Here is a 24,858-nt window from a genome sequence, read left to right as displayed (position 1 = left end):
GACTGCCCCGGCCCGGGCCCGACCCGAGGAATCAATCTATGCTGACTGCCTGGGCCATCCTTGCCGACGGCTTGATCTACGCGTCGTGGCTGTTCCTCATCGCCGCCGGGCTGACCGTCATCTACGGCGTCATGCGCATTCTCAACCTGGCCCACGGCGCCTTCTACGCCCTGGGCGCCTATACCGCTGCGACGGCCATCGGCTGGTACTACGGCGGCAGCGGCGACACGCACATGCTGGTGAGCTACCTGCTGCTCGGCGGCTGCGCGCTGGTGGCCGGCGCCCTGCTGGGGGCCGCCGTCGAGCGGGGCGTTCTGCGCATCATGTACGGGCGTGACGAGATCCTGATGCTCATCGTCACCTTTGCGCTGCTGCTGATCCTCGACGACGCCATGAAGCTGATCTGGGGCACCCAGTCCTACCTGCCCTACCAGCCCTATGCCGAAATGGGCCGCATGAACTTCGACGGCCTCTCGGTGGCGTACTACGACGTCACCCTCATCGCCATCTCCCTGCTCGTGGGCCTCGGGCTCTGGTACTGGCTCGAGCGGACCCACACGGGCAAGATCCTGCGCTCGATCATCCACGACCGCGAGGTGTCCGCGGCCATGGGGGTCAACGTCAAGCGCATGTTCACGATCACGTTCATGATCGGCGCCGGCCTGGGCGCGGCGGCGGGCGGCCTGACGGCGCCGGCCATCTCCGTGGCCCCGGGCCTGGGCGCCGAGGTCATCGTCGTGGCGTTCGCCGTCGTCGTCTCCGGCGGCCTCGGCAGCATCGGCGGCGCCGCCATCGGCGCGATCGCCGTGGGGCTCGCCCGCGCCGCGTCCGTTCATCTCGCCCCGGAGCTGGAGCTGTTCGTCATCTACGCGGTCATGGCGACGGTGCTCATCTTCCGGCCCCACGGCCTGTTCGGCCAGGCGACAGCGAGGAAAATCTGATGCAAATGGACCGATCCGAATGGCTTCTGCTCGCCGGCGGCCTGCTCATCGCCCTGGGGGGATTCCTGCTGCCGAGCTGGATGGTCTCCATCGCCACCTCGGCGTTCGCGACGGCGCTGGTGGTACAGGGGGTGGTGCTGCTCATCCGCGCCGGCCTGGTCTCCTTCGGCCAGGGCCTGTTTTTCGGCATCGGCGGCTATGCCGCCGGCATGAGCAACCGGTTCCTGGGCGTCACCGAGGTCTTCGGCATGCTGGCACTGGGCCTCGTCGTCGCCGTCGCGCTCGCCATGGTGCTCGGGCTGCTGGTCTCGCGCTACCGGGAGATCTTCTTCGCCATGCTTACGCTGGCGTTCTCCATGATCGCCTACGGCGTCCTGGTCAAGAGCCGGGCGCTGGGCAGCACCGACGGCTTCGGCATCGATACCTGGCACATCCTCGGCTGGACGCCGCCCGACGGCTACGGCCAGCTCAGCCTGTTCCTGCTCACGGTCACCATCGGCAGTATCGTCGCCGTGCTTCTGCACCGCTACCGCCGCTCCGCGCTGGGGCTGGCCTGCGAGGCGATCCGGGAGAACGAGGTGCGCGTGGAGTACATGGGCATCTCGCAACGGCTGGTTCTCTACATCAACTACGTCATCGCGGCCGCGGTCGGCGCCCTGGGCGGCTCCCTGCACGCATTGGCGATCGGCCACGTCGACCCCGGCATGACCTACTGGACCACGTCCGGCGAGTTCGTCTTCATCGCGCTGCTGGCGGGCTCCGGCCACGTGGCCGCCCCGTTCATCGCCGCGGTGCTGTTCGCCCTGGTGCGCACCTATGCCGTGGAGCTCATCCCCAACGCCTGGCAGATGGGACTCGGCATCACGCTGCTGCTCATCATCCTGTTCCTGCCGGGCGGCATCTGGAGCCTGTTCACGCGGCTGCGGAGGGCCACGTCATGAGCGCAGTGCTGACCACGCGCAACCTGTCCCGGTACTTCGGCGCGGTCACGGCGGCGGATGACATCAACGTCACCATCGACACCGGGGAGATCGTGGGCGTCATCGGGGCCAACGGCGCCGGCAAGACCACGTTCATCAACATGGTCACCGGCTACCTGCCCCCCAGTGAGGGGGAGATCCTCTTCCGGGGCGAATCCATCCGCGGCGCCGGCCCGCGGCGCCTGATGCGCAAGGGCCTGTCCCGGTCGTTCCAGGTCCCGCAGGTCTTCCACGAGCTGCCGGTCATGGACAACCTGGTCATCGCCCTGGCCGCCGCCGAGAACCGGCACCTGAACCCGTTCCGCCCGGTGCACGGCCCCGAGCGCCTGAAGGCCGCCGAGGCCATGCTGGAGCAGATGGGCATTGACGCGTATCGCGACGAGCTGGTCACGGCCATGCCCCAGGGGGCGCGCAAGCTGCTGGACATCGGCATGGCGCTGCTCGCCGACCCGAGCATGATCCTGCTCGACGAGCCCACCAGCGGCGTCAGCCTCGAGGAGAAGCACGCCCTCATGGAGACCGTCATGGAGGTCGTGGCACGGCGCAACCTGACGGTGCTGTTCGTCGAGCACGACATGGAGGTGGTGCGCCGCTACGTCACCCGCCTCCTCGCCTTCGCCGACGGCAGCGTCATCGCCGACGGTACGGCGGAGGAGGTCCTCAGCGACGCCACGGTGCAGGAGCTCATCACCGGCAAGGCGCGCCCCGCGGCGAAGGAGGCCTGACATGGGACTGCAGATCGACCGGCTCGACGTCGCCATCGAAGGGATCGACATCCTGCGCGACATCAGCCTCAACGTCCGCGAGAACCACATGGCCGGGCTCATCGGCTCCAACGGCGCCGGCAAGACGACTCTCATCCGGGCGGTGATGGGGCTGCTGCCGGTGCGCTCCGGCAGCATCCGCTTCGCCGGCGAGGAGCTGGCCGGACGCCCGGCCCACGAGCGGGGGCGCCTGCGCATCAGCTACATGCCCGAGGAGCGTCGGCTCATCCCGGATCTCACGGTCACGGAGAACATGCTGCTGCCGGCCTGGGCCCTGGGGCTCGACGACGCCGATCAGCGCCTGGAGTGGATCTACTCGCTCATGCCCGAGATTGCGGACTTCGGCAGCCGCAAGGCGCTCCAGCTCTCCGGCGGCCAGCAGAAGCTGGTCGCGCTGGGGCGCGCCCTCATGCCCGGGCGGCGCCTGCTGCTGCTGGACGAGCCGTTCGAGGGCGTCGCGCCGGTGCTGGCACGGCGGCTGTCCTCGGTGCTCCACGATCTCCGGGGGCAGGGCCTGACGGTCCTCCTGGCCGAATCCGACGACACCCACTCGGCGGACCTGGTGGATGACCATTACCGCATCGAACGCGGTAGTGTGACCGCTGACACCACCACGGCCGCCTGACGCCGACAATACGGAGGACGATGCCATGAAGACCCGCGCCGCTGTTCTCAGCGAAATCGGCCGCCCCGGCCCCTACGCCGACACCCGGCCGCTGGTCGTCGAGGAGCTGGTGCTGGACCCGCCCGAGGAAGGCGAGGTGCTCATCGACATCAAGGCCGCCGGGCTGTGCCACTCGGACCTGTCGGTGATCGACGGCAACCGCCCCCGCCCCGTGCCCATGGCCCTGGGCCACGAGGCCGCCGGCGTGGTCCGCCAGGTCGGCCCCGGCGTGCGTGATCTCAGCGAGGGCGACCACGTGGTCGCCGTGTTCATCCCCAGCTGCGGCCACTGCCCGCCCTGCGCCGAGGGCCGACCGGCCCTGTGCGAGCCCGGCGGCCGAGCCAACAACGACGGCTCGCTCATCAACGGCGGCCGCCGCCTGCACCGCGCCGACGGCACGCCGGTCCATCACCACCTGGGCGTGTCCGGCTTCGCCGACCACGCGGTGGTCTCGCGCAACTCCCTGGTGCGCATCGACCCGGCGCTGCCGTTCACCCACGCGGCGCTGTTCGGCTGCGCGGTGCTCACCGGCGTGGGCGCGGCGGTGAACTCCGCGGGCATTCGACCGGGCCAGAGCGTCGCCGTGGTCGGGCTCGGCGGCGTGGGCCTGAACAGCGTCCTCGGCGCCCTGGTCGCCGGCGCCGGCGAGGTCATCGCCGTCGACCTCGACGACGCCAAGCTCGAGCGCGCCCGGGAGCTCGGCGCCAGCCGCACCTTCAACAGCAGCGCTGCTGACGCCGTGGAGCAGATCCGCCAGGCCACCGGCGGCGGCGCCGAGCGCGTCATCGAGATGGCCGGCTCCGAGAAGGCGCTGGAGCTCGCCTACCGCATCACCCGCCGCGGCGGCGTCACCGTCACCGGCGGGCTCGCACACCCGGACAAGTACGCCGCCATCCAGCAGGTCAGCCTGGTGGCCGAGGAGCGCACCCTGCGCGGCAGCTACGTGGGCAGCTGCGTGCCGGTGCGCGACGTGGCGCGCTACGTCACCCTCTTCCGGCAGAACCGCCTGCCCGTCGACCAGCTCCTCAGCGGCACCCTGGCGCTGGAGGACATCAATACCGGGTTCGACCGACTCGCCAGCGGCGAGGCAATACGCCAGGTCATCACCTTCGACTGACCGGCGACAACAACAAGGGAGGAGGAGACCATGTTGAACGACAAGCTACGTACGAGCGCACTGGCCCTGGCCACCGCCACGGCGGCCGGGTTCGGCCTGGTTGCGGCGGGGACGGCCACCGCCACCGACGAGGACAGCGAGCAGAGCCTGATGGAGCGACTGCAGGCCGACGCCCCCAACAACTGGGGCAAATGGGGCGAGGACGACGAGGTCGGCGCCCTGAACTACCTTGACGCCGAGCAGGTCCTGCGTGGCACGCAGGCCGTGCGCAGCGGCGATACGTTCACCCTGCAGATCCCCATGACCCACGGCTCGGGACCGGTGTTTCCCGGCCGCGTGCCCATGCAGCACTACATGGCCCAGGATGGGGCCAGCTACAGCTCCGGCAAGGCCGACCCGCTGGCCGGCGGCGTGAAGTTCTCCGACGACGTCGCCTTCATGTACCTCCAGGGCACCACCCACGTGGATGGTCTCGCCCACGCCTGGTACGGCGAGGAGATCTACGGCGGCGAGAGCGCCGACAGCACCGTGCACGGCCACGCCCACGGGTCGGTGGGGGCTCTCGGCGAGCGCGGCATCGCCGGCCGCGGCGTGCTGCTGGACGTCGGCCGGCACATGGGCGGCGACAACAACCGCCTGCCCGTGGAGACCTGCATCCACCTGGACGACCTGCAGGCCACCGCCGAGGCCCAGGATGTCGAAATCGAGAAGCGCGACATCCTGCTCATCCGCACCGGCTCGCTGCCGCGGTTCTACGAGGACGAACCCGATGCCGAGTGGAACGCCATGAACGAGCCCGGCCTGTGCTACAGCCACGAGCTGCTGGAATGGCTGGACGACATGGAGACCCCGGCCATCGCCATGGACAACATCGCCGTGGAGAAGGTGGTCCAGGAGATCGACGGCGAGACGGCGATCATCCCGCTGCACGGCGCGCTCATGCGGGATCTCGGCATCGTGCTCTCGGAGATCAACTGGCTGGAGGACCTCGCCGCGGACAGCGCCGAGGACGGCCAGTACACCTTCCTCTACACCGCCGCCCCGCTGAAGGTCGAGCAGGGCACGGGATCACCGGTGAACCCGGTGGTCATCAAGTAGACGCCATCATCCCGGGAGGCTCGATGCCGGGCCTCCCGGGCCTGCCACCGGCGTCACTCCAGGAACGGCGCCAGCGCCCCGACGGTGGCCTCCGGCGCCTCCTCCACCAGGAAATGGCCGCACGGCAGCGCCCGGCCGGTCACGTCCCGGGCATACTGCCGCCAGACCCCGAGGGCATCGTACATCTGTCCCACCACGCCCTGCTCGCCCCAGAGCGCGAGCACCGGGCACTCCACGCGCCGGTCGGCATCCGCCCGGTCGTGCTCCAGGTCGATGGTGGCCGCCGCCCGGTAGTCCTCGCAGGTGGCGTGGATGACGGCCGGGTCATGGAAGCAGCGCAGGTACTCCGCCACCGCTTCCCCGGCGAAGGCGTCCGGCACCCGGCTCCAGCGCGCGAGCTTGTCGCGCAGGTAGAACGCCGGGTCGAGACCGATCATGTGCTCGGGCAGGCCGCCGGACTGGATCAGGAAGAACCAGTGGTAGTATGCGGTGGCGAGATGCCGGTCCGCGGTCTCGAACACGTGCCGCGTGGGCACGATGTCCAGTACCGCCGCGCGCTCCACCCGGTCCGGCCAGTCCAGGGCCATGCGGTGCGCCACCCGGGCGCCGCGGTCGTGCCCGGCCACGCGGAAGGACGAAAAGCCCAGCTGCTCCATGACGGCGACCTGGTCGGCCGCCATGGCGCGTTTCGAGTACGGCCCGTGATCCGGGGCACTCTCCGGCCGGCCGCTGTCCCCGTAGCCGCGCAGGTCCGGGCAGACCACGGTGTAGCACTCCGCCAGCCGCCCGGCGACGGGGTGCCACATGGCGTGGGTCTGCGGGTAGCCGTGCAGCAGGAGCAGGGGCGGACCGGCGCCGCCCACCCGGGCGAAGATCGTGGTCGCATCGGTGGTGAAGCGGTGCTCGGTAAAGCCGGGAAACAGCATGGGCGACGACTCCCCCGGTGGACTGCAGGTTCCCCAGTGTCCCGGGCATGCGCCGCAATGTCACGCCGATCTCGCCACCCGGCCGGCCGCAGCGGTAGACTTCGCCTTCGCGCCACAACCCATCTGCAGGAGAGAGGACAACGGAATGAACCGATTGGCATGCACGTGCGCGGGGGCGATCGCCCTCGCCCTGGCACTTCCCCTGAGCGCGGGCGAGGGCCTGACGATCCACGGTGCCTGGGTCCGCGAGATGCCGCCGGTGGCGGACAACGCCGCCGGCTACCTGCGCATCGACAACGCCACGGAGACCGAGCGCCACCTGGTGGCAGTGGAGAGCGAAGGCTATGCCCGCGCGGAGATCCACGAGAGCATCGAGGAGGACGGCATGGCCCGCATGGAGCACCGCGAGCGGCTCACCGTGCCGGCCGGCGGCGAAGCCGTCCTGGAGCCGGGCGGCTACCACATCATGCTCATGGGCCGCGACATCGACCCGCCCCGGGCCGGCGACGAGCTGGAGCTGGAGCTCATCTTCGACGACGGCGAGCGCAAGACGGTCACCGCCGAGGTCGCGCGCCACGGACCCGGCGGCGACAGCGGGCACAACATGGAGCACTGAGCCGACCCCGGAGCCGTGCAGGAGGGGCTTCAGCCCCGACCTTCCAGTGATCCCGGTTCTCTGCAACGGTCGCGGCTGAAGCCGCTCCCACGGCTGAATCCGCTTCTCCGGGATTGCACCGCAGGCTCCGCAACCCGCTTGTGGGAGGGGCTTCAACCCCGACCTTCCAGTGACCCGGCTCTCTGCAACGGTCGCGGCTGAAGCCGCTCCTACGGCTGAATCCGCTTCTCCGGGATTGCACCGCAGGCTCCGCAACCCGCTTGTGGGAGGGGCTTCAGCCCCGACTTTCCAGTGATCCGGTTCTCTGCAACGGTCGCGGCTGAAGCCGCTCCTACGGGCTCCTCCGGTTGTGCTTGCGGTCGGTCCCGCTCGGGACCACCGGGCGTTATGGCCCCGCTCCGTCCATCGTCAGCCGCGGCGCGCGCCGTGTGAGCACGTGGTCGAGCTCGTAGCTGCGCAGCATCGGTGCATCCACGTCCACCGTGAGGCTCATGTAGGCCATGGGGTACGGCTGGGCGGTGATGGTATTGTCGATGGCCGCGTAGTCGCCCACCCGGGTGTGCTCGGTGATCACGCCCTGGAAGGCGTTGCCGAACGGCGAGACGGTCTCGAACACCACCCCCGGCTCCAGCAGCCCCTGCCCGGCCATGCGGGCCATGCGCGCCGAGGTGCCGGTGCCCGTGGGGCAGTGCCAGATCACCCCCGGGTGCCCGTAGGTGGCCGAGGCCGAGCGGATGCTGCCGTCCGGCTGGTGCTCCAGCGGCCCCATGAAATGCAGGAAGCGCGGCAGGCCCACGTCGCCGAGCTCCGGGTGCCGGTGGCTGAAGCCTTCCTGGACGGCGCGCACGATGCGGTCGGCGGTGGCCGTCATCGCCGCCACGTTGGCCTCGGCGATCTCGTGGCCCAGCACGGCGGCGTCCACCAGCAGGTAGTAGCCGCCACTCCAGGCGAGGTCGTAGACCACCGTGCCGATGCCGGGCACGTCCACGGTCTGCTCCGCGGCCTGGATGAACGCCGCGCCGCCCCGGGTGGTCACCGAGCGCACGTGGCCGCCCTCGTTGTGCGCGATGACGGTGTTCACCCCCGCCGGGGATTCCAGGCGCACGGTCTGGCTGCCCTCCTCCATGGGGATCAGCCCGGCCTCCAGGACGGCCGCGGTGGTGGCGATGGTGTTGGAGCCGGAGTAGTACGGGTAGCCCATGACCTCCATGATGACGAAGCCGAGCTGCGCCCCCGGCAGGGCCGCCGGCAGCACCAGGTCCACGCACATGCTCTCGTAGCCGAAGGGCTCGGTGATGAGCAGGCGGCGCAGGCCGTCGGCGGAGCCTTCCATGTAGTCCATGGCCTCGCGCACCGTGGCGCCCGGCGCCGGCGCCACGCCGTCCAGCACCACCCGGTGGAGGTCGCCGCCGACGTCGACGTCGACCAGGTGCAGGGAGCGGAGATTGTCGTCACGGCGCATGGGGCACCTCGATGGCCCCGCGAAGGGGCGGCAGCACGGCGGTCACGGGCATGGTCTGTCTCCAGCGCGACACGGGTGAGTGGCGATTGGCCCGGAAATGATAGCAGTCCCTGCAAGCCCGGGCTGCAGCGGCCGGTGCGGAGCGCGGCACCTCAGCCGGGATGCAGGATGCGCCACAGCGCGAGCGGTGTGGCCGGCATGTCCACGTGGTCGACGCCCAGCGCATCCACCAGGGCATTGATCACCGCCGGCGGCGCACCGATGGCGCCGGCCTCCCCGGCGCCCTTCATGCCCAGGGCATTGGTGGTCGACGGCACGCAGTTCAGCCGGAAGGCAATGGGCGGCAGGTCCGCCGCGCGGGGCATGGTGTAATCCATGAAGCTGCCGGTGACGAGCTGGCCGGAGTCGTCGTCGTAGACGCAGTGCTCCATGAGCGCCTGCCCCACCCCCTGGGCGATGCCGCCGTGCACCTGGCCTTCCAGAAGCCGCGGGTTGAGGGTCGTGCCGAAGTCGTCCACCACCGTGTAGGCCAGCAGCTCCACGCCCCCGGTGGCTGCGTCCACCTCCAGCTCGCAGATGTGGGTGCCGTTGGGGTAGGTCGCCCGCTCCGGGCCCCACTCGGCGTTCTCGTCGAAGGCCGCCGAGCCGTCGGCCGGGGCGGCAAAGCGCGCCACCTCGGTGAAGCTGCGCTCCAGGTCCGTCCCTGCCACGCGGAAGCGGCCGTCGCGGAACGCCACGTCCGCGGCCGCGACCTCCAGCATCTCGGCGGCGCGTTCCGTGGCGGCCTCGATGACCCTGTCGGCGGCGCCCTGCACCGCCGCCCCGCCCACCGGGATGGAGCGCGAGCCCATGGTGCCGCCGCCGCTGGCCACCCGGTCGGTATCCCCCTGGACGACGCGCACCTGCTCCGGCGCCACGCCGAAGCGCTCGCAGACGAGCTGCGTGAAGGCGGTCTCGTGCCCCTGGCCGTTGGACTGGGTGCCGACGAACACGGTCACGCCGCCGGCACCGTCCACCTGCACCCGGGCCGCCTCAGGGGAGCCGCCCGCTGAGGCCTCGATGTAGGTCGCCATGCCGATACCGCGCCGCCGCCCCCGGCCGCGCGCCGCCTGCCGGCGGGCCTCGACGCCGTCCCAGTCCGCCAGGGCCAGGGCGTCGTCCATGTTGCGGGCGAAATCGCCGGTGTCGTACGTCGACCCGAGGGCCGTGGTGTAGGGCATCTGCTCGGCGCGGATGAAGTTCCGCCGGCGGATCGCCACCGGGCCCAGGCCCGTCTCGCGGCCGCACTTGTCCACCAGCCGCTCCAGCAGGTAGGCCGCCTCCGGGCGGCCGGCACCGCGGTAGGCGTCGGTGGGGCTGGTGTTGGTGAACGCGCCGCGCACGGAGACGTGGATGGCGGGCGTGGTGTAGCAGCCGGCAAGCATCGCTGCGCCGGCGTCGGTGGCAATGAACGGGCCGAAGTTGGACAGGTATGCCCCCAGGTTCGCCACGGTGCGGACCCTTAGCCCCAGGAAGCGCCCCTCCGCATCCAGGGCCATGTCCGCGTGGCTGACGTGGTCGCGGCCGTGGACATCACCCAGGAACGCCTCGGCGCGCTGGCCGATCCACTTCACCGGGCGCCCCAGCCGGCGGGCGGCGTAGAGCACCAGCACGTACTCCGGGTAGGCGAAGATCTTCATGCCGAAGCCGCCGCCCACGTCCGGCGTAACCACGTGCAGCTCCTCGGCCGGGATGCCGAAGACGTGCTTGGCGAACAGGTTGCGCAGCAGGTGCGCCCCCTGGCTGGAGACATGCAGCACCAGCCGCCCCCGGTCGTCCACGGCGCCGATGGCCCCGCGGGTCTCCATGGGGCTGGCCACCACCCGGTTGTTGACCAGATCCAGCGATACCACGCGCTCGGCCCGGCGGAAGGCCGCCTCGACGGCCTCGGCGTCCCCCTTTTCCCAGTCGAAGCAGAGATTCCCCGGAACCGCCTCGCGGATCTGCGGGGCATCCGGCTCCAGGGCGCCGGCGGTATCGGTGACGGCGTCGAGGACGGCGTAGTCCACGTCGATGCGCTCCAGGGCGTCCGTGGCGACGGCCGCGCTCTCGGCGACGACCATGGCCACCGGGTCACCGACGAAGCGCACGTACTCGCGGGCCAGCGCAGGTCGCGGCGCATCCGCCCGGGGCGAGCCGTCGCGGTTGCGAACCCGGGCCAGGCACGGCAGGTCGCCGATGCCCGCGTGCTGCAGGTCCTCGGCGGTGATCACCGCGGCCACGCCCGGCATGCGTGCGGCCGCCGATGTGTCGACGGCGCGGATGGCCGCGTGCGCGTGCGGCGAGCGCAGCACCGCCGCGTGCAGCTGTCCCGGCAGCGTAATGTCGTCGATGTAGCGGCCGTGACCGGTGACCAGCCGCGCGTCCTCGACCCGCGATACCGGCTGTCCCACGCCGAACTTCGCCATCACCCGCCTCCGCCGGATACCGTTGTGCCACAGTCTAGCAGCCGCCCCCGGCGCCGGGACTGACGCCATGGGCTCGCTATACTGCAGGGGACGAGAGATCGCATCAGGCCGCACGGCGCCTGGGGAGGTGTGTTATGGAGGATTTCGGCCGAGGCATTGTCGCCGGCTTCGTCGCTACCATCGTGATCTCCATGCTCATGATCATGCGGCTGGCCGCCGGCATCATGACGTGGTTCCACCCCGTCGAGGTCATGAACCTGTCCGTGCAGACCCTGCTGGGCGTACCCGACAATCCGGCGTTCGGCTGGCTCACGCACCTCGTGGTGGGAACGTTCATCTGGGGCGGGCTGTTCGGGGTGGTGGCGGGCTACATGCCCGGCCGGCGCTACGCGGTCCGCGGGCTCGTCTTCGGCACGCTGGCCTGGCTGCTGGTAATGGTCATCCTGTTCCCGGCGGCGGGGTCGGGCTTGTTCGGCTCCGGGTTCGGGGTGATCGTGCCGATCACCACGCTGATCTCGCACTTGATCTATGGCGCCGTGCTCGGGGCGAGCTTCGGCTGGCTGCGGACATTGTAGCGCCCGTCGCCGCACCGCGGCGCCCGGGGCCGTACGGCCACAACCGGCGCCCGTTACGGGAACGTCTCGGTGAAGAAGCGCTTCACCCGGTGGTGGCACGAGATCAGCCAGTGCGGCGCGCCGGCCCCGGTGCCCGCCGGCTCCACCGTCGGGTGCCGGGCGACAACCTGGTGCAGGATGCCTTCCTGGCCCGGCTCCAGATCCACGAAGAACACGTGCTTGCCGGCGTTGAGCGCCTTCTCGAAGCGCCGGAAGTGCGCGTTGGGCGACTCGATGCCGCGCAGGCCGCCCTCCCACGGGAAAAAGCCGAGCAGGACGATGGCGAGGAACACGAACGGCGTCCAGCCGGCCTGGGTCTGCGTCCAGCCCGCGAGATAGGCGACCAGCAGCACGAGCGCCGCGGCGACGATCCCCACGGCCGCCCCGATGAGCGTCGAGCGGACCACGTCCGTGCGCATGAACGAGGTCACGGCATGGATGCTGTGGTGGTAGTCGGCGCTGCTGTCATCCAGCGTGAGGACATGGATCTGGGGCGTGACGAAGCCTTCCCGCTCCAGCTCCTGCTCCATGCTCTCGAGGTCGTCCAGGTCGGTGCTGATGAAGAAATGGCGTCGCAGTCTCATGGCAGAGCCCTCCCACGGCCACCACGCGCCCGGACGGCCCGGGCCGGAAACGTTGCGTACCTGCCCTAATTCTGGTCCATGCACGCGCATTCGCCATGGGCCGGCGCCGACGAACGCGAGGGTTACGGCCTGAAGGCCTGGAGGGAGACGCCCGGGAGCTTTCTATAGTGCTTGACGTTGCCCGTCAGCAGCTCGCAGCCCGTCTCCAGCGCTGTTGCGGCAATCAGGGCGTCGGCGACCTGCAGGGAATCCGACAGGGCGTGCTCTTCCATCAGGAAGCTCGCGCGCGCGGAAGTAGATGCGTCGACATGGATGATCGTCGCGTGCCAGTAACGGATCGCCTGGCGTAAGCGACGGAACTCGTCCTTGTTGCGCAGGCCCTGGACAAGCTCCATATAGGTGACGGCGGAGAAAGCGAGCGCCTCCTGCTCGTCCAATACTTGGGCGGCACGCTCGTTACCGCGGAGATTCCAGATCAGGACATCCGTGTCCACCAGGATCACGGCAGATCCCGTCCCTGCCGCAGGATTCGCACTTGCTGATCGACATCGTCATCCCGGTCCGCCCACATCCCGAACGCCGGATTAATGCCGGCCTCGGCAGGCCGCCTGTCTTCGTTCTGCCAACCCTGCAGCACCGCGCGACGGCTGCCGCGGTAGCTGATAAAGACGGTCTCACCGCGATCGGCAGCGGCGAGCAGTTCGGCGGTATGCAAGCGCAGGTCTTTGGTCGTGGCTTCCATGATTATCACCAATGTTTCACTTCTTTGTGTAACTTACACCCCAGCCATCCTGCCTGTCGATGCTATCGGCCTCAGCCGTGCACGGATGGACGACACAACCACAGCAGATTCGACTGAATAGGCTTTCAGCTCACAACCCGAACGCCTCGCGCTTGAACACGTAGTGCTCGCCCTCGGCGGCCATGGCGCGCGTCGCCACGGCCTCCACGGCGCCGAGGTGCAGGCTCCAGGACTCCATGGCCAGCGGCTCGGGGCTGGAGAACGCCGCCGGGTGGAACACGCTGATATTGCACCCGCGCTCCGGGTCGCGGGCGGACTCGCTGCGGATGACGGCGATGGCCGCCTTGCGGGCCTCCACGGCCAGCTGCTGCGTGGCGTGGTAGGAGTCCGGGTTCACCCAGGCGTCGCGCTCCCGGTCCAGCGGCGGCCGCGTAAGATCGAGCACCCGGCGGGCGCGATAGCCGGCCTCGAACACCGTCAGGCGCTCCTCGGGACGCGGCAGCTCCGTCCCCTGGGAGCGCAGGAAAAAGCGCAGCCGGTGGAAGGCAAACTCCGCCAGCGCTGTGCGCCGGTACTCGGAGCCGTAGAACACGCCCCAGGGCGCGTTCGGCGGGCGGAACCGGCTACCGTGGGGCCTGGGCGGGTGGTAGCGGAATGGGGTCTTGAGGAGATAGTGCAGGCGCCGCGCCGCCTCGGGATACGGCGGCTTGGTCTGCTCCAGCAGCTCCTCCAGGCGGCTCTGCTCGTCGAAGGTGCGGGTGATGCGCCGCGTGCTCGCCTGGTGCTGGGTCTCCACCACGCGCCAGGCCGAGCCCTGGCGCCAGTGGGCCTCACGCGAGAGCGCGGTTGCTGTCCACATAGTGCAGGGTGCTGATCAGCCCGTCGATACTGCGGATGCGCGCCCTGGGCACGTCGCCGAGGTCGTCGTTGGGGTTGCGCATCCACTGGCGCACCACGTCCTCGTCGCCGGCGCAGATGGCATCCAGGCTGCGGAACAGCCGGATGAGGTGCAGCGCCAGCTCCCACTCCTTCTTCACCGGGTCGAGCTGGAAGCGCCCGCTCTTCATGCGCTCCACGGACCGCCGGCTCACGCCCAGCGCGTCGGCGAGATCCTGGTTGGTCAGCCCCAGCACGCGTCCGGCCCGGTAGACGGCGTCCGTCACCAGCCGGCGGTCCTCCGCAGTCTGTTCCGCGACCTGCTCTGCCATGGCGAAGCCCTCCTTGCGACTGGAAGGCATTATAGCATAAAGATCCGTCCTCAGTCGCAAAGAGGACTCCACTTCCCCTCGTCCGGATCCGGCGCCGGAACCGGCTTCATGCCACGACTTCTCCGTCGCACCCCGGATCGGGTATCCTGCTCGCCCAACCGGTCGGACAGTGACCCGGCACTTCAGGGAGAACGACATGACGACAGGCACTCCGGGACCGCGCCGGGAACCACCCGTGGAGAGCGTCCTGCATCCGGAGGTGGGCGAGCCCGTCGAGGTGGCCGAGGGCATCGTGCTGCTGCGGCTGCCGCTGCCGTTCGCGCTGGACCACGTCAATGTCTACCTGCTGGATGAGGGCGACGGCTGGGCGATCCTCGACACCGGCCTGGACACGCCGGAGTGCCGGTCCATCTGGGAGGCCGCGCTGCGCTCGCCGCTGCTGCGCGGCCGCCCGGTGCGGCGGCTGCTGGTCAGCCACCATCACCCCGACCACGTCGGGCTCGCCGGCTGGCTCGCCCGCTGGTGGGATGTGCCCATGGAGATGACCGAGCCCGAGTACCGGGTGTCCGCCCGCTACAAGGACGACCCGGCCGAGCGCCAGCGCAAGCGCGTCCGGTTCTGGGCGGAGAACGGCCTCTCGGGCCCGCGGGCACAGGAGCTGGTGCACTCCATGCCCGACTACCAGCGGATCGTGCACGAGCTGCCGGACGAGGTGGCGTTCATCGAGCCGGAGTACCCGCTCGAGGCGGGCGGCCGCACCTGGCAAGTGCTCATCGGCAAGGGCCATTCGCCGTACCAGGTCTCGCTGTTCCACGAGGGCGACGACCTGCTGCTGTCGGCGGACCAGGTGCTGCCGGGCATTTCCCCGAACATTGGCGTCTGGCCCGACGGTGCCCAGAACCCGCTGGAGGACTACCTACATACCATCGCCCCGTTCGCCGAGCTCGGCCGCAACCCGCTGGTGCTGCCGGGCCACAGGGCGCCGTTCCGGGGCCTGGCCCGTCGCGTGCGCGAGCTCACGGACCATCACGACCAGCGCCTGCGGCGCCTGCACACCCACTGCAGCGCACCGACCACGTGCTACGAGGCCCTGCCCGCGATCTTCGACCGCGAGCTGGCCCGGGAGCAGATCGGCTTCGCCATGGGCGAAGGCCTCGCCCACCTGCACTACCTCCACGACCAGGGCTGCCTGGAGCTGAGAACGGACGACGGCACCCGCCGCTTCCATCAGGCGAGCGCCTGCACGTAGGAGCGACGTAAGTCGCGACCTCCCGGAGCATATCCATACCGAACCGTCGGGGCTGAAGCCCCTCCCACATCGCAATCCCGGCGGCCTGTGTAGGAGCGGCTTCAGCCGCGACTTTCCCGGGAACATGGTCATCTGCAACGGTCGCGACTGACGTCGCTCCTACGGCGGGCCCGGGGAAAGGCTTTCCGGACACCCGCCGTAGGAGCGAGGTAACTCGCGAGGTCCCAGAGCGCCACCGTGGCCGAACCGTCGGGGCTGAAGCCCCTCCCACAGAATCTGCAGCAGGCCTCGCCGAAGCCATGTAGGAGCGGCTTCAGCCGCGACTTTCCAGAGAACCAGACGCCCCCGGCGCTATCCCACGAACCCTCTCAGCCGCTCGTCATCCCCGAGCGCACTGATGTGGTGGAGCATCTCGCCGTCCTCCACCCGGTAGAACCGCACGAAGCGCTCGCCGCTGAATACGCCTTCGTAAGGCTCCTTGAGCACCCGCAGCTCCAGCAGCCCGTCCGCGCAGCTGACCAGCGGCCGGCCGTCGCGGATGCGGATCGTGCCCGGCGCCTCGGGCTCGCCCTCGGCAAACGCGGCCTCGGACACCTCGATGTTGGTCTTGCGGAAAATCGCCTGGGCGCCGTGCTGCGGATTGCAGGCCCGGACCAGCGCTTCCACCGAGGCGGTGCTGTCCTGGAAATCGATGAACAGGTCCAGGAGCTTCACGGCCGGATAGTAGCGCCCCTCGCCCTGGGGCTCACCCGCCGGCAGCGGCGGCGAGCGCAGCAACGGGTCCAGCCGGCCCATCACGGTCGCGGCGTGGGAGATCACCTTCGCGGTATACGTCCCCTGGGTCTCGGCCGCGTTCAGCTTGAACGACACGCGCACGAGGATGTTGCCGCGATCCCACTCCCGGGTCATGTGGTGGACGACGATCTCCGAGCGCGTGACCCCGCGGCGCAGGGGCCAGAACCACGCGTTCGCCGTGCGGAAGGCCGGCAGCGGGGCTGGGTGGACGTTCACGGCGCCGAACCGGGGGCGCTCCAGGATGTGATCGGGGATGCGGTGATTGAAGATGATCGACAGCAGGAAATCCGGCTGGAAGGCATCCATGGCCTCCGCCAGCTCGTCGCCGTCCATGCCGTCGAAGTAGGCCACCGGCGCCGACAAGTCCGTCATCAGCCCGTCGAACAAACCGCGATCGCCGCTCGGGCAGAAGAGCTTCACCCGGTAGCCCCACCGGATCAGCGCCTCCACGCACGCCCGGGTGAGCCGGGAATAGCCGAATACCGCGATGCTCCGCAAGGAACCCCCGTTCGCGTCGCTGCCATCTCCAATCGTGCCGGCCGGCCACATCGCGGCGCCCCCGTGCCCCATCATGCCCCCGTGGGAGCGGCTTCAGCCGCGACCTTCCAGGGCATCAGATTCTCTGGAACGTCGCGGCTGAAGCCGCTCCTACAGCACTCCTACCGGGCCTTCCGGGCGCGGCGCCCGCTCAATCGAACAGGCTCTTCACGCCCTCGCGGATGCCCTCGCGCACTTCCTCGCTGGCACTGCTCGCGGCCTCGTCGCGGGCCTCGGTGCCGGTCTCCTCGAGCTCCTGCCCCAGCCAGCTGCTGTCACCCTCCCCGTCCGCGGCGGCGTCGTCCGCCGAGCTCCCGCTGCCCGCCGATGCCGCCTGGGGCAGCGAGCGCTCGCGGGCGTTCGGCGGCAGCGAGAAGTTGCGGTCCGGCAAAGACTCGTTCTCGAACGAGACCAGCTCCATGTCGCTGGAGCGCAGCAGCGCCAGGTCGGCCATGTCGGTATCCGCCAGGCCGATGAGCTGGACATCCTGCTCGGCGCCCTGGAAGACCTCGCTCACCCGCTGGAAGGCGCGGCCGACATCCTGCAGCCGGGAGTCGTCGGTCAGCACCACCTCGTCGACCTTCTCCCAGTCGCCGGCCCAGCTGTCCCCCTTGTCGAAGCGGTAGAGCTCGCCGACGACGCCGGCGACCATGACCTCCTCGCCCAGGGGCTCGGCGCGGACGTCGGGCTGATCACCGCCTGCCGCCATCCGGGGGAGATCCTCGGCGGGGATGGCGTACCAGCCCTCGCTGTCGCGGCCGACGAAGTGGGCGTCGCCGCCGGCGATGAGCAGGAAGCTGCTCTCCTCGGCGGGCCACTTCAGGCGCATGTTGTCCTGGTCCCGGTACTCCACCACCAGCTCGCCGTTCGGCGTGTCGTAGACCGCCCGGGTATCCGCCTGCACGCCGACGACCAGGCCCGGCGCCAGCGGCAGGGCGACCGCCAGCGTGGCAGCGATTGTTCGGTTCGTCATGATTGTTATCCCCCTGAAGTCCCTGCAGAGAAGCGAGTCCTGCCTTCGTTCGCGTCCGCACCAGCACCTCAATTTAGCCCATGTCGCGTCCAGGGGACACCCTCGGGGACGCGGCAAGGCGGGTGATCGGAGATTGCCGCCCGCCGGGAGACGGGCCCGGCTCAGACGATGGCCAGGGGCCGGGCGGACTGCGGCGGCGGGAACAGCGCCTCCAGCTCGGTGCGCTGGTCGTCCGTGAGCGTGATCTCCAGCGCTGCGCGATTCTCGGCAACGCGCTCAAGACTGCGGGTCTTGGGGATGGCGATGGCGTCCCGCTGATCCAGCAGCCAGGCGAGCGCCGCCTGGGCGGGCGTCATCCCGTGGCGCCGGGCGAACTCCTGCAGGCCCGGGTGCTGCAGCAGCCGTCCCTGGCCGAGAGGGCAATAGGCCATGACCGGAATCCCGTGCCGGCGCAGCCACGGCTGCACCTGCCATTCGATGCCCCGCTCCCCCAGGTGGTAGAGGAGCTGATCCGTGACCGCCTCCGCGCCGCCGGGGACCTGCCGGAGATCGTCCAGGTCATCGGCGTCCAGGTTGCTCACGCCCCAGTACCGGATCTTTCCGGCCTTCTGGAGATCCCGGAACCCGGCCACTGCCTCGGCCAGGGACGCCCCGCCGCGCCAGTGCAGCAGGTAGAGATCGATGCGGTCCGTCCCCAGGCGCTCCAGGCTGCGCTCACAGGCGGCGGCCACGCCGCTGCGGCCGGCGTTGTGGGGAAAGACCTTGCTGACCAGGAACACCTCGTCGCGGCGGCCCGCCATGGCCTCGCCGACCACGCGCTCGGCGCCGCCGTCGCCGTACATCTCGGCGGTGTCGATGAGCGTCAGCCCCTGGTCGAGCCCCGCTCGCAGGGACGCCACCTCCGCCACCCGGTCGCCGCCGCGCTCGCCCATGTGCCAGGTGCCCTGGCCGAGCGCCGGCACCCGCTCGCCGCCCGGCAGCTCCACGTATCGCATGATCACTCCGCTCCGGATCGTCCCATTCGGGCCATACCCTACCGGCGACCGGGCCGCATGAACACGGCCCGGTCCCGGCGGCTGCCACGGGCCGTCAGTCCTGCGCCCGGAACTGCTCCAGCAGCTCCTCGACGGTATTGCGGAAGCCGCCGTACTCCAGCTCCGTGTAGGGCAGCATGGCCGGCCCGGACCAGCCCTGGCTGCGCATCTCCAGGGCCTTGTGCTGGGCCTTCCGCCGGGTCTCGTCCCAGGCCGGATTGTCGAAGAAATCCGCCGCCTCGCGGCTGAAATGCCCGTCCGCCGACAGCGAGAAGCCCACGCAGCTCACCACCGGCAGGCAGTAGGCCCCGGTGACGGCGGTGTTCACCGGCACCGGCATGAGCGGCATGTTGTGCGAGCCGCGGGCGTCGCCGCCGACGTAGTGGGCCTTGGTGAACGGCTGCAGCAGCTCCTCCGGCGCCGGGAAGATGCCCTGGTTGCGCACCAGCGCCACCGGGTCGTCCTTGCCGGTGTACTCGCCGGCGATGCTGTGCAGCCGCTGGGCCGAGATGGACACGGCCTTGTCGCTGTATGTCCGCGAGGTGATGCTCTCGATGGCGAAGCGCTCGTTGTCCCGCAGCAGTGCCGCGATCCGGTAGGCATCCTCCGGCGCATCCAGCTCCAGGGCGTAGTCGGCATCGGTGCGCTCCATGTCGATGATGCGGAAGGTAAAACCGCGGATCATCTTCGGCAGCATCAGCCCGGCGCAGTACATTGGGTCGGCGAAGCCGAGGTAGAACGGCAGGTTGTAGGCCCCCGGCCCGCACTTGTCGGCGGCGAACATCATGAACGACTCCGCCGGCCGGGGCTTAGTCAGGTCGTGCTCGAACTCGATCTCCGCCACGGCCGGGCCGGCCCCGCGGACGTTGCCGGAGGGCGCATCCGCCAGCAGGTCCTGGCCGGCGCCGTAGAGGCCGTCCCGCCGGGCCCGGTCCGTGGCCTCCAGGAACGCGTTCCACGCCAGCTCGTGGACCCCGGCGTTATCCTCGCCGCGGGTGTGACTCATGAGGATGGCGATATCATCGCCCGTGTAGGACACGTAGCTATCGATGATCATCCCCTCGTGCACCGCCCCGTCGATGCGCTCGCGCACCGCCGCCAGCATGTCCGCCGACGGCTGCGTGTGGCCGCCGATGGAACCGACGTCCGCCTTGATCAGGGAGAGCGTTATTCGCATGGCAACAACCTCCTCCGTACTCGTGTTTCACCCTCCAGTGTAAGCCCGCCCTTCCGGGAATGCGGTGCCTGCCGTGCACGGCAACAGTCCGGGCGACGCAATGCAAAGGGACGTCCCCCTGGCGGAAGGCCCCGGCGGTGTAGTACTGTGGATATATACAGCTTCGCGAGTTCCTGCTTAACGTCAGGGCAACCGAACCCGTCACCCCGACCCATACGAGGCATTCCATTATGGCGGTCAAAGCGTTCTTCGTTTCCGACAAGGATCCCAAGCAGATGATGTTCGAGAAAAAGGCCGACGCCGACGCGCGTGACAAGGACCTCAACGTGGCCGAGGCACTGGAGACCTTCCTGCGCAGGCAATTCCCCAAGGCCGACGAGTCGCTGCTCGTGGAAATCGCCTACGCCCTGGGCGACCGCCGCAAGGCCCTCGCCGCCCTGGCGCACAGGCTCGATTTCGATGCGCTGGAGAACGCGGAGGCGCCCGATGCCCAGGACGATCATGGGACGACGCAGGAGGCGGATCAGAAGGGGAAGGTCACGAAGATGGCGAAGGCGGAAAGCGGCGGGAGCTGATCGGAATCTGCGGGGATCGCCGCCTGCCCCCGTCAACTAAGGCAGTGTCGCCCACGCGAATCACGACTCATCCGGATGTATCGAGCAGGTACTCTTCGGGCGTGAATGCGGGCACCGGTGAGCCCGAGAAATCGCGGACATTTCGTGTGACGATTACCTCACATCCCAGCGCGTCCGCAGCGGCGGCGACAACCGCGTCCTCAAAATCCGCCCAGGCAAACGATTGCGCACGTATCAGCTCCGTGCGACCCACGGGTGCAACCTCGAATCGCGCCAATATCCAGTCGACGACCTGGGATGCCATTTCCTGATTCTGGTACCGGCGCACGAGGAAGTGGATCGTGGTGATTGCATGGGCAGGAAGCGCCGCTTGCGTACGTTTACGGATGACTCGGTCAATCACGGCGGCCGACGCCCGGTAATGAGGTTCGCGTTTCTGGATGACGTCCAGAGCCACGTTGGTGTCGATCAGTATCATCGATGCTTGCGGTCCAGGTAATCGCGATGTGCTGCCTCGGCATCCACCTCCGCGGGGACCAGGCCCGTGATGAATTCCAGCTCCGGTGACGGTGCGTTCTCTTCCAGCGCCCGCATGCGTCGTAGGTATCGGTCAATGACCTCGGTAACCGTCAGTCCGTGGGCTTTGGCATACGCCTTGGCGAACTCGACGTCTCGCCGCGGCAAGCGAATGGTCAGCTTGGTGGTCTCGGTGTTCACGGCAGTCTCCACGCATACGGCCAATTAGATGAAATTGTACGGCATACGCAGCGCTCAAACGACCACGGCTCCAGCCTGAAGTCCGCTGCACGAGCCGTCGGGCACCAAATGGCGGCTGACGGAAATGCAGGCTGCTATCGAACAAGAATCCCAAGCAGATGATACGCAAGAAAAACGCCGACGCCCTGGGCGACCGCCGCAAGGCCCTCGCGGCCCTGGCCCACAAGCTCGATTTCGATGCGCTGGAGAACGCTGAGGCGCCCGATGCCCAGGACGATCATGGGACGACGCAGGAGGCGGATCAGAAGGGGAAGGTCACGAAGATGGCGAAGGCGGATAACGGAGGGGGCTGATCGCGGCGGGCGCTCTGCCTATTGGCTAGGCACGCCGCTCCACTTATAATTGGAATTATAATCTTAAATTGGAGGCGGCAACCGTGGGTCAGGTCACCATCTATCTCGACGACGAGCGGGAACGCCGGCTCAGGCGAGCCGCCAAGGAATCCGGCGTGCCGGTCAGTCGCTGGGTTGCGGCTCTCATCGAGGAGAAGACCCGTACCGAATGGCCCGAGTCGGTACGCGAGCTCGCGGGGAGCTGGGACGATTTTCCCGACGCCGAACAACTGCGGGCAACGCAGACGCCGGATACATCCCGGGAACCGCTGTAATGTATGCCCTGGACACGAACACCCTTGTCTACTTCTTCAAGGGGGTGGGCGACGTCCCGGCCCGAATGCTCGCCACTGCGCCATCCCTGATCGGCATCCCGGCGATTGTCGCCTACGAGATCGAGACGGGCATTGCCAAATCCAGGGCTCCCGAGAGACGGCGCCGCCAGTTCAACGAATTGCTGGCAACTACGACCCTTCTCCCTTTCGACCGTGACGCGGCGACGCACGCAGCGAGCATCCGGGCTCGCCTGGAGAAAGAGGGCAACCCCATCGGGCCGCTCGACACCTTGATTGCCGGCACCGCCCTGGCGTACAGCGCCATTCTCGTCACGCACAATACGGCGGAGTTCACGCGAATAGCGGAGCTGCAGGTTACCGACTGGTGTGCTGCATGACATCCCCGCCACGCGGGAGACCGAACCACGGCCCCTGGTACACCGCTATTCACCAACAACACGGTCCTCTCGACTGACGTCATCGCTCCGGGACGCCACAGCGGGACTCCCTCCTCTGATCAGCGCAGGGGGTGCTTCGTCGACAACCGTCATCCGCGCCCGGCACACACTGAGCCGGTCCCGCTCCCAGCGACGCATGACCCCGACCGCGCCCAGAAATGCGAACAACAGGATGATCAGTGTCCGGCTCGCGGTGTGGTTGATCTGGGTCGAGAGCAGGAGCATCGTCGCCATGGTGCCCATGACGCCGTAGAGAGCGACGGCGATGCCCACGGGGAGCAGCTTCCGCTGCGTCGCCCGCACTACCCGGCGGATCAGCACGTACGCGAGAACAATGAACAGGCCGAGGCCGAGCAAGCCGTAACCGACGAGCAGGCTGAGATAGAAGTTCTGGAAGGTACCCTGCCGGCCGATATCCTCCAACGAGAGATCCCGCCGCGGCGACGTGACCCCCCACCCGGTGAAAGGCCTTCCCCCTGCGCTCCGCAACGCTTCACCCCACAGGGTCAATCGGGTCGCGGTGGCCGGGTGGCGCTCGCGGGCCAGCTCGTGCTCGCCGCCAACATACAGCGCGGCAGCCTGCAGGGGCTCCTGGAACGCATCCCGGGTGGGAACGCTCTCGTGGATCAGAAACCAGGAGCCGGCGCCCAGCACGGCGACGAGCAGGGCGCCGCCGATCAGGCCCGCCCACTGCTGGCGATTCGCGCCGTAGAGAATGGCTGATACGCCGACGATGAGAATGCCGACGCCGGCGCCGATCCAGGCCGTGGTGTAGTTCGAGACCACCAGGAGAAGCAGCACGGGCACCGCTGCGGCCAGGGAGATGATCAACGTAAAGGCCGGGCGCCACCCCCGGCCGAACCGGGCGATAGCCGCAACGGCAATCGCGAAGAGAAGCACGAGAACGCAGGCCGCAGTGGAAGCATAGTCATCCGGCGATCCATAGTGGGTGGAGTCCCCCAACTCACCCCGCATGAGTTCCGGCCAGTGCGCATCGACGGCGAACGCGGCGGCGCTCGCCGCGATCAGCGCCCAGAACAGCCACGGCCAGTGGAAGCGTGCCCCCGCCAGCCACCAGGCCAGGGGAAGGCTCAGCAGCACCGTCACACGCAGCAGGTGCCGCCAGTGGGGGACCGACTCCTCCGCCAGCGCGGGAAACCGGATCTCGCCGACCAGGCTGACCAGTCCCACGTAGACGGTGAGAATCACCGCCAGCCAGAACACCGGCAGCCGCACCATATCCCGCAGGAACGCGGGTGCACTCGCAATGGTTGCCGCAAGCACCAGCCCGAGGCCGATGTTGGTCAAGGCCGTGGACAGCGGGATGGCCGCCACCATCATGTACAGCCCCGCCAGCGCCAGCCCACGCCGCCAGCCCGTCACCGGGGAGGCCAGGGTATGTCCGGGTTGCAACGGCGTACTCGCCGCCTCGGGCGCGCTGGAACGCCGCTGCCCGAGCCGGCGCAGGGCCTTCATAGTCCGCCAGGCATAGCGGATGAACACGAAATGCAGGCCGATGGCAACGGCAAGCCCGGAAGCCAGAACCAGATCCGGCACGCCATACACCGACAGCATGACGCCGACGCCCCCGAAGCTGAAGGCAATGGCCACGAGCATCCAGCTCGCCTGGCCCGGGGAGTAGCCCGCGCGCATGAACAGATGATGGAGATGCTCACGGTCCGCCACGAACGGGCTGCGCCCTTTCACCAGCCGCCGCAACATCAGGCTCACTGTGTCCATCACCGGCAGGGCAATGATCCAGCCGACGGCCACTGGCGAAACCGGCGCTCCTACGCCGGCCCGGGCGACCTCCACACTGAACCAGGCGATGGCGAGCCCGAGGAGCATGCTGCCGGCGTCCCCGAGGAACACCGCCGCCTTCCCCCGCAGGGGATGGCGCGCGTTGAAGAAGAGAAATCCCGCCAGGGCAGCGGCGAGTACGGCGATGATTGCCGGCGCATCGGCGAGACCATTCAGGTGGGCGGCAACGGCCAGCCACAACAGCATGACGAAGGACGCCCCGCCGGCCAGCCCGTCCAGGCCGTCCAACATGTTGACCGCATTGACCAGGCCGACAATACCGAACAGAGTCAGCGGCATCGCCCAGGCCCCGAGGCTGAGCGTACCCGCCGGCGCGAAATCCCCCACCTCGGTGAGCACCATTCCGCCCCAGGCCACCACCAGCGTCGCCGCGATGATCTGCACCGCAAGCTTCGTCGTGCTGCGCATATCGCGCAGGTCATCGACCACGCCGCACGCGAGCAGAAGTCCCATCCCGGCAAACAGCGCCGCATAAGGACGCAGCGCCATGTCGACGGTCAGCACGGCCAGCAGGAAGCCGCCGAAAACGGCAATGCCGCCCACCAGCGGCGTCGGCGCGGCGTGACGCTTCCGCCCTCCCGGGTGATCAACCAGGTTCAGCCGTCGCGCCGGACCCCGCAGCGCGAAGATCAACCCCGTGGTCAGCAACAGGGCCGCGATCAGATTCGGAATAAGTGAAATGGTCATCGTAG

Annotated in this window: 28 protein-coding genes; 13 read left to right on the top strand and 15 right to left on the bottom strand. The window is 69.0% G+C overall.

Annotated features, from left to right (window positions below; all coding sequences use genetic code 11):
- The first annotated feature begins 38 nt into the window (after window positions 1-38).
- Genes QWY84_RS09585 through QWY84_RS09560 form a run of 6 tightly spaced genes read left to right on the top strand, consistent with a single transcriptional unit; the run spans window position 39 to window position 5,564 of the window.
- Window positions 39-941: a branched-chain amino acid ABC transporter permease gene (locus tag QWY84_RS09585; protein WP_290202363.1), complete on the top strand. Its 903-nt coding sequence runs from the start codon at window positions 39-41 to the stop codon at window positions 939-941.
- Between the two features lie 5 nt (window positions 942-946).
- Complete coding sequence (locus QWY84_RS09580) at window positions 947-1,882, top strand: branched-chain amino acid ABC transporter permease (RefSeq protein WP_290202362.1); 936 nt, start codon at window positions 947-949, stop codon at window positions 1,880-1,882.
- A complete protein-coding gene (locus QWY84_RS09575) occupies window positions 1,879-2,646 on the top strand; it encodes an ABC transporter ATP-binding protein (RefSeq protein WP_290202361.1) in 768 nt (255 codons plus the stop codon). The genes QWY84_RS09580 and QWY84_RS09575 overlap by 4 nt, the downstream gene beginning before the upstream one ends.
- A 1-nt stretch (window position 2,647) precedes the next feature.
- Entirely contained in the window at window positions 2,648-3,310 is a 663-nt protein-coding gene (locus QWY84_RS09570) for an ABC transporter ATP-binding protein (protein ID WP_290202360.1), read from the top strand.
- Window positions 3,311-3,335: 25 nt separating this feature from the next.
- Window positions 3,336-4,466 carry a zinc-dependent alcohol dehydrogenase family protein gene (locus QWY84_RS09565; RefSeq protein WP_290202359.1) on the top strand — a complete coding sequence of 377 codons (1,131 nt, stop codon included), beginning with the start codon at window positions 3,336-3,338 and terminating at the stop codon, window positions 4,464-4,466.
- A gap of 30 nt (window positions 4,467-4,496) precedes the next feature.
- Window positions 4,497-5,564 carry a cyclase family protein gene (locus QWY84_RS09560; RefSeq protein WP_290202358.1) on the top strand — a complete coding sequence of 356 codons (1,068 nt, stop codon included), beginning with the start codon at window positions 4,497-4,499 and terminating at the stop codon, window positions 5,562-5,564.
- Window positions 5,565-5,617: 53 nt separating this feature from the next.
- Here the strand turns inward: QWY84_RS09560 and QWY84_RS09555 are convergent, their stop codons facing one another.
- A complete protein-coding gene (locus tag QWY84_RS09555; RefSeq protein ID WP_290202357.1) occupies window positions 5,618-6,490 on the bottom strand; it encodes an alpha/beta fold hydrolase in 873 nt (290 codons plus the stop codon).
- Between the two features lie 145 nt (window positions 6,491-6,635).
- On the opposite strand from QWY84_RS09555, the gene QWY84_RS09550 reads away from it, so the two are divergent.
- Window positions 6,636-7,106, top strand: a complete 471-nt coding sequence (locus QWY84_RS09550) for a copper chaperone PCu(A)C (RefSeq protein ID WP_290202356.1) — start codon at window positions 6,636-6,638, stop codon at window positions 7,104-7,106.
- 385 nt (window positions 7,107-7,491) lie between these two features.
- On the opposite strand, the gene QWY84_RS09545 is transcribed toward QWY84_RS09550, so the two are convergent.
- A complete protein-coding gene (locus tag QWY84_RS09545) occupies window positions 7,492-8,568 on the bottom strand; it encodes a proline racemase family protein (RefSeq protein ID WP_290202355.1) in 1,077 nt (358 codons plus the stop codon).
- 152 nt (window positions 8,569-8,720) lie between these two features.
- Entirely contained in the window at window positions 8,721-11,015 is a 2,295-nt protein-coding gene (locus QWY84_RS09540) for a xanthine dehydrogenase family protein molybdopterin-binding subunit (RefSeq protein WP_290202354.1), read from the bottom strand.
- Window positions 11,016-11,149: 134 nt separating this feature from the next.
- On the opposite strand from QWY84_RS09540, the gene QWY84_RS09535 reads away from it, so the two are divergent.
- On the top strand, window positions 11,150-11,590 hold the full coding sequence (locus QWY84_RS09535) for a DUF6789 family protein (protein ID WP_290202353.1): 441 nt from the start codon (window positions 11,150-11,152) through the stop codon (window positions 11,588-11,590).
- A gap of 53 nt (window positions 11,591-11,643) precedes the next feature.
- Here the strand turns inward: QWY84_RS09535 and QWY84_RS09530 are convergent, their stop codons facing one another.
- The 5 genes from QWY84_RS09530 to QWY84_RS09510 form a co-directional block, all read right to left on the bottom strand.
- On the bottom strand, window positions 11,644-12,213 hold the full coding sequence (locus tag QWY84_RS09530; RefSeq protein WP_290202352.1) for an NAD/FAD-utilizing enzyme: 570 nt from the start codon (window positions 12,211-12,213) through the stop codon (window positions 11,644-11,646).
- Window positions 12,214-12,335: 122 nt separating this feature from the next.
- Complete coding sequence (locus QWY84_RS09525) at window positions 12,336-12,713, bottom strand: type II toxin-antitoxin system VapC family toxin (RefSeq protein WP_290202708.1); 378 nt, start codon at window positions 12,711-12,713, stop codon at window positions 12,336-12,338.
- Window positions 12,713-12,955 (bottom strand): prevent-host-death family protein, encoded by a 243-nt coding sequence (locus tag QWY84_RS09520; RefSeq protein WP_290202351.1) that lies wholly within the window; start codon window positions 12,953-12,955, stop codon window positions 12,713-12,715. The genes QWY84_RS09525 and QWY84_RS09520 overlap by 1 nt, the downstream gene beginning before the upstream one ends.
- Before the next feature lie 130 nt (window positions 12,956-13,085).
- Window positions 13,086-13,814: an RES family NAD+ phosphorylase gene (locus tag QWY84_RS09515; protein ID WP_290202350.1), complete on the bottom strand. Its 729-nt coding sequence runs from the start codon at window positions 13,812-13,814 to the stop codon at window positions 13,086-13,088.
- A complete protein-coding gene (locus QWY84_RS09510) occupies window positions 13,786-14,163 on the bottom strand; it encodes an antitoxin Xre-like helix-turn-helix domain-containing protein (protein WP_290202349.1) in 378 nt (125 codons plus the stop codon). The genes QWY84_RS09515 and QWY84_RS09510 overlap by 29 nt, the downstream gene beginning before the upstream one ends.
- Window positions 14,164-14,359: 196 nt before the next feature.
- Here QWY84_RS09510 and QWY84_RS09505 point away from each other — a divergent pair, with 196 nt between their 5' ends.
- Window positions 14,360-15,412, top strand: coding sequence for an MBL fold metallo-hydrolase (locus tag QWY84_RS09505; RefSeq protein ID WP_290202348.1), 1,053 nt, complete (start codon window positions 14,360-14,362; stop codon window positions 15,410-15,412).
- A 351-nt stretch (window positions 15,413-15,763) separates the two neighbouring features.
- Here QWY84_RS09505 and QWY84_RS09500 read toward each other — a convergent pair whose 3' ends face one another.
- From QWY84_RS09500 to QWY84_RS09485, 4 genes are all read right to left on the bottom strand, one after another.
- Window positions 15,764-16,705, bottom strand: a complete 942-nt coding sequence (locus tag QWY84_RS09500; protein WP_290202347.1) for a methionyl-tRNA formyltransferase — start codon at window positions 16,703-16,705, stop codon at window positions 15,764-15,766.
- Between the two features lie 190 nt (window positions 16,706-16,895).
- On the bottom strand, window positions 16,896-17,717 hold the full coding sequence (locus QWY84_RS09495; RefSeq protein WP_290202346.1) for a hypothetical protein: 822 nt from the start codon (window positions 17,715-17,717) through the stop codon (window positions 16,896-16,898).
- Between the two features lie 161 nt (window positions 17,718-17,878).
- A complete protein-coding gene (locus QWY84_RS09490) occupies window positions 17,879-18,712 on the bottom strand; it encodes an aldo/keto reductase (protein WP_290202345.1) in 834 nt (277 codons plus the stop codon).
- Window positions 18,713-18,806: 94 nt separating this feature from the next.
- Window positions 18,807-19,928 carry a fructose 1,6-bisphosphatase gene (locus tag QWY84_RS09485; RefSeq protein ID WP_290202344.1) on the bottom strand — a complete coding sequence of 374 codons (1,122 nt, stop codon included), beginning with the start codon at window positions 19,926-19,928 and terminating at the stop codon, window positions 18,807-18,809.
- Window positions 19,929-20,158: 230 nt separating this feature from the next.
- Here QWY84_RS09485 and QWY84_RS09480 point away from each other — a divergent pair, with 230 nt between their 5' ends.
- Window positions 20,159-20,503, top strand: a complete 345-nt coding sequence (locus QWY84_RS09480) for a YebG family protein (protein ID WP_290202343.1) — start codon at window positions 20,159-20,161, stop codon at window positions 20,501-20,503.
- Between the two features lie 67 nt (window positions 20,504-20,570).
- Here QWY84_RS09480 and QWY84_RS09475 read toward each other — a convergent pair whose 3' ends face one another.
- Window positions 20,571-20,981, bottom strand: coding sequence for a type II toxin-antitoxin system VapC family toxin (locus QWY84_RS09475; RefSeq protein WP_290202342.1), 411 nt, complete (start codon window positions 20,979-20,981; stop codon window positions 20,571-20,573).
- Window positions 20,978-21,220, bottom strand: coding sequence for a DUF6364 family protein (locus tag QWY84_RS09470; protein WP_290202341.1), 243 nt, complete (start codon window positions 21,218-21,220; stop codon window positions 20,978-20,980). Before QWY84_RS09470 ends, QWY84_RS09475 begins: the two co-directional genes overlap by 4 nt.
- A 158-nt stretch (window positions 21,221-21,378) precedes the next feature.
- On the opposite strand from QWY84_RS09470, the gene QWY84_RS09465 reads away from it, so the two are divergent.
- The 3 genes from QWY84_RS09465 (at window position 21,379) to QWY84_RS09455 (ending at window position 22,285) form a co-directional block, all read left to right on the top strand.
- Window positions 21,379-21,573, top strand: a complete 195-nt coding sequence (locus tag QWY84_RS09465) for a hypothetical protein (protein WP_290202340.1) — start codon at window positions 21,379-21,381, stop codon at window positions 21,571-21,573.
- Window positions 21,574-21,656: 83 nt separating this feature from the next.
- Complete coding sequence (locus QWY84_RS09460; protein ID WP_290202339.1) at window positions 21,657-21,887, top strand: CopG family transcriptional regulator; 231 nt, start codon at window positions 21,657-21,659, stop codon at window positions 21,885-21,887.
- A complete protein-coding gene (locus tag QWY84_RS09455) occupies window positions 21,887-22,285 on the top strand; it encodes a type II toxin-antitoxin system VapC family toxin (protein ID WP_290202338.1) in 399 nt (132 codons plus the stop codon). Before QWY84_RS09460 ends, QWY84_RS09455 begins: the two co-directional genes overlap by 1 nt.
- Window positions 22,286-22,330: 45 nt before the next feature.
- On the opposite strand, the gene QWY84_RS09450 is transcribed toward QWY84_RS09455, so the two are convergent.
- Window positions 22,331-24,853, bottom strand: coding sequence for an MraY family glycosyltransferase (locus QWY84_RS09450; protein ID WP_290202337.1), 2,523 nt, complete (start codon window positions 24,851-24,853; stop codon window positions 22,331-22,333).
- Between the last annotated feature and the right edge of the window lie 5 nt (window positions 24,854-24,858).

Origin of the sequence: Aquisalimonas lutea (assembly GCF_030409225.1) — a bacterium.
Lineage (GTDB): Bacteria > Pseudomonadota > Gammaproteobacteria > Nitrococcales > Aquisalimonadaceae > Aquisalimonas > Aquisalimonas lutea.
Note: the sequence above shows the minus strand (reverse complement) of the source record. Positions and strands in the feature narration are given on the sequence as shown.

Excerpts from the sequence above, each read along its gene's own strand:
- QWY84_RS09560 (WP_290202358.1), top strand. The coding sequence starts at position 4,497 with ATGTTGAACGACAAGCTACGTACGAGCGCACTGGCCCTGGCCACCGCC.
- QWY84_RS09450 (WP_290202337.1), bottom strand. The coding sequence starts at position 24,853 with ATGACCATTTCACTTATTCCGAATCTGATCGCGGCCCTGTTGCTGACC.
- QWY84_RS09480 (WP_290202343.1), top strand. The coding sequence starts at position 20,159 with ATGGCGGTCAAAGCGTTCTTCGTTTCCGACAAGGATCCCAAGCAGATG.
- QWY84_RS09570 (WP_290202360.1), top strand. The coding sequence starts at position 2,648 with ATGGGACTGCAGATCGACCGGCTCGACGTCGCCATCGAAGGGATCGAC.
- QWY84_RS09510 (WP_290202349.1), bottom strand. The coding sequence starts at position 14,163 with ATGGCAGAGCAGGTCGCGGAACAGACTGCGGAGGACCGCCGGCTGGTG.
- QWY84_RS09540 (WP_290202354.1), bottom strand. The coding sequence starts at position 11,015 with ATGGCGAAGTTCGGCGTGGGACAGCCGGTATCGCGGGTCGAGGACGCG.
- QWY84_RS09505 (WP_290202348.1), top strand. The coding sequence starts at position 14,360 with ATGACGACAGGCACTCCGGGACCGCGCCGGGAACCACCCGTGGAGAGC.
- QWY84_RS09565 (WP_290202359.1), top strand. The coding sequence starts at position 3,336 with ATGAAGACCCGCGCCGCTGTTCTCAGCGAAATCGGCCGCCCCGGCCCC.
- QWY84_RS09520 (WP_290202351.1), bottom strand. The coding sequence starts at position 12,955 with ATGGAAGCCACGACCAAAGACCTGCGCTTGCATACCGCCGAACTGCTC.
- QWY84_RS09490 (WP_290202345.1), bottom strand. The coding sequence starts at position 18,712 with ATGCGATACGTGGAGCTGCCGGGCGGCGAGCGGGTGCCGGCGCTCGGC.
- QWY84_RS09465 (WP_290202340.1), top strand. The coding sequence starts at position 21,379 with ATGATACGCAAGAAAAACGCCGACGCCCTGGGCGACCGCCGCAAGGCC.
- QWY84_RS09575 (WP_290202361.1), top strand. The coding sequence starts at position 1,879 with ATGAGCGCAGTGCTGACCACGCGCAACCTGTCCCGGTACTTCGGCGCG.
- QWY84_RS09545 (WP_290202355.1), bottom strand. The coding sequence starts at position 8,568 with ATGCGCCGTGACGACAATCTCCGCTCCCTGCACCTGGTCGACGTCGAC.
- QWY84_RS09550 (WP_290202356.1), top strand. The coding sequence starts at position 6,636 with ATGAACCGATTGGCATGCACGTGCGCGGGGGCGATCGCCCTCGCCCTG.
- QWY84_RS09455 (WP_290202338.1), top strand. The coding sequence starts at position 21,887 with ATGTATGCCCTGGACACGAACACCCTTGTCTACTTCTTCAAGGGGGTG.
- QWY84_RS09475 (WP_290202342.1), bottom strand. The coding sequence starts at position 20,981 with ATGATACTGATCGACACCAACGTGGCTCTGGACGTCATCCAGAAACGC.
- QWY84_RS09535 (WP_290202353.1), top strand. The coding sequence starts at position 11,150 with ATGGAGGATTTCGGCCGAGGCATTGTCGCCGGCTTCGTCGCTACCATC.
- QWY84_RS09580 (WP_290202362.1), top strand. The coding sequence starts at position 947 with ATGGACCGATCCGAATGGCTTCTGCTCGCCGGCGGCCTGCTCATCGCC.
- QWY84_RS09515 (WP_290202350.1), bottom strand. The coding sequence starts at position 13,814 with ATGTGGACAGCAACCGCGCTCTCGCGTGAGGCCCACTGGCGCCAGGGC.
- QWY84_RS09555 (WP_290202357.1), bottom strand. The coding sequence starts at position 6,490 with ATGCTGTTTCCCGGCTTTACCGAGCACCGCTTCACCACCGATGCGACC.
- QWY84_RS09495 (WP_290202346.1), bottom strand. The coding sequence starts at position 17,717 with ATGACGAACCGAACAATCGCTGCCACGCTGGCGGTCGCCCTGCCGCTG.
- QWY84_RS09485 (WP_290202344.1), bottom strand. The coding sequence starts at position 19,928 with ATGCGAATAACGCTCTCCCTGATCAAGGCGGACGTCGGTTCCATCGGC.
- QWY84_RS09585 (WP_290202363.1), top strand. The coding sequence starts at position 39 with ATGCTGACTGCCTGGGCCATCCTTGCCGACGGCTTGATCTACGCGTCG.
- QWY84_RS09530 (WP_290202352.1), bottom strand. The coding sequence starts at position 12,213 with ATGAGACTGCGACGCCATTTCTTCATCAGCACCGACCTGGACGACCTC.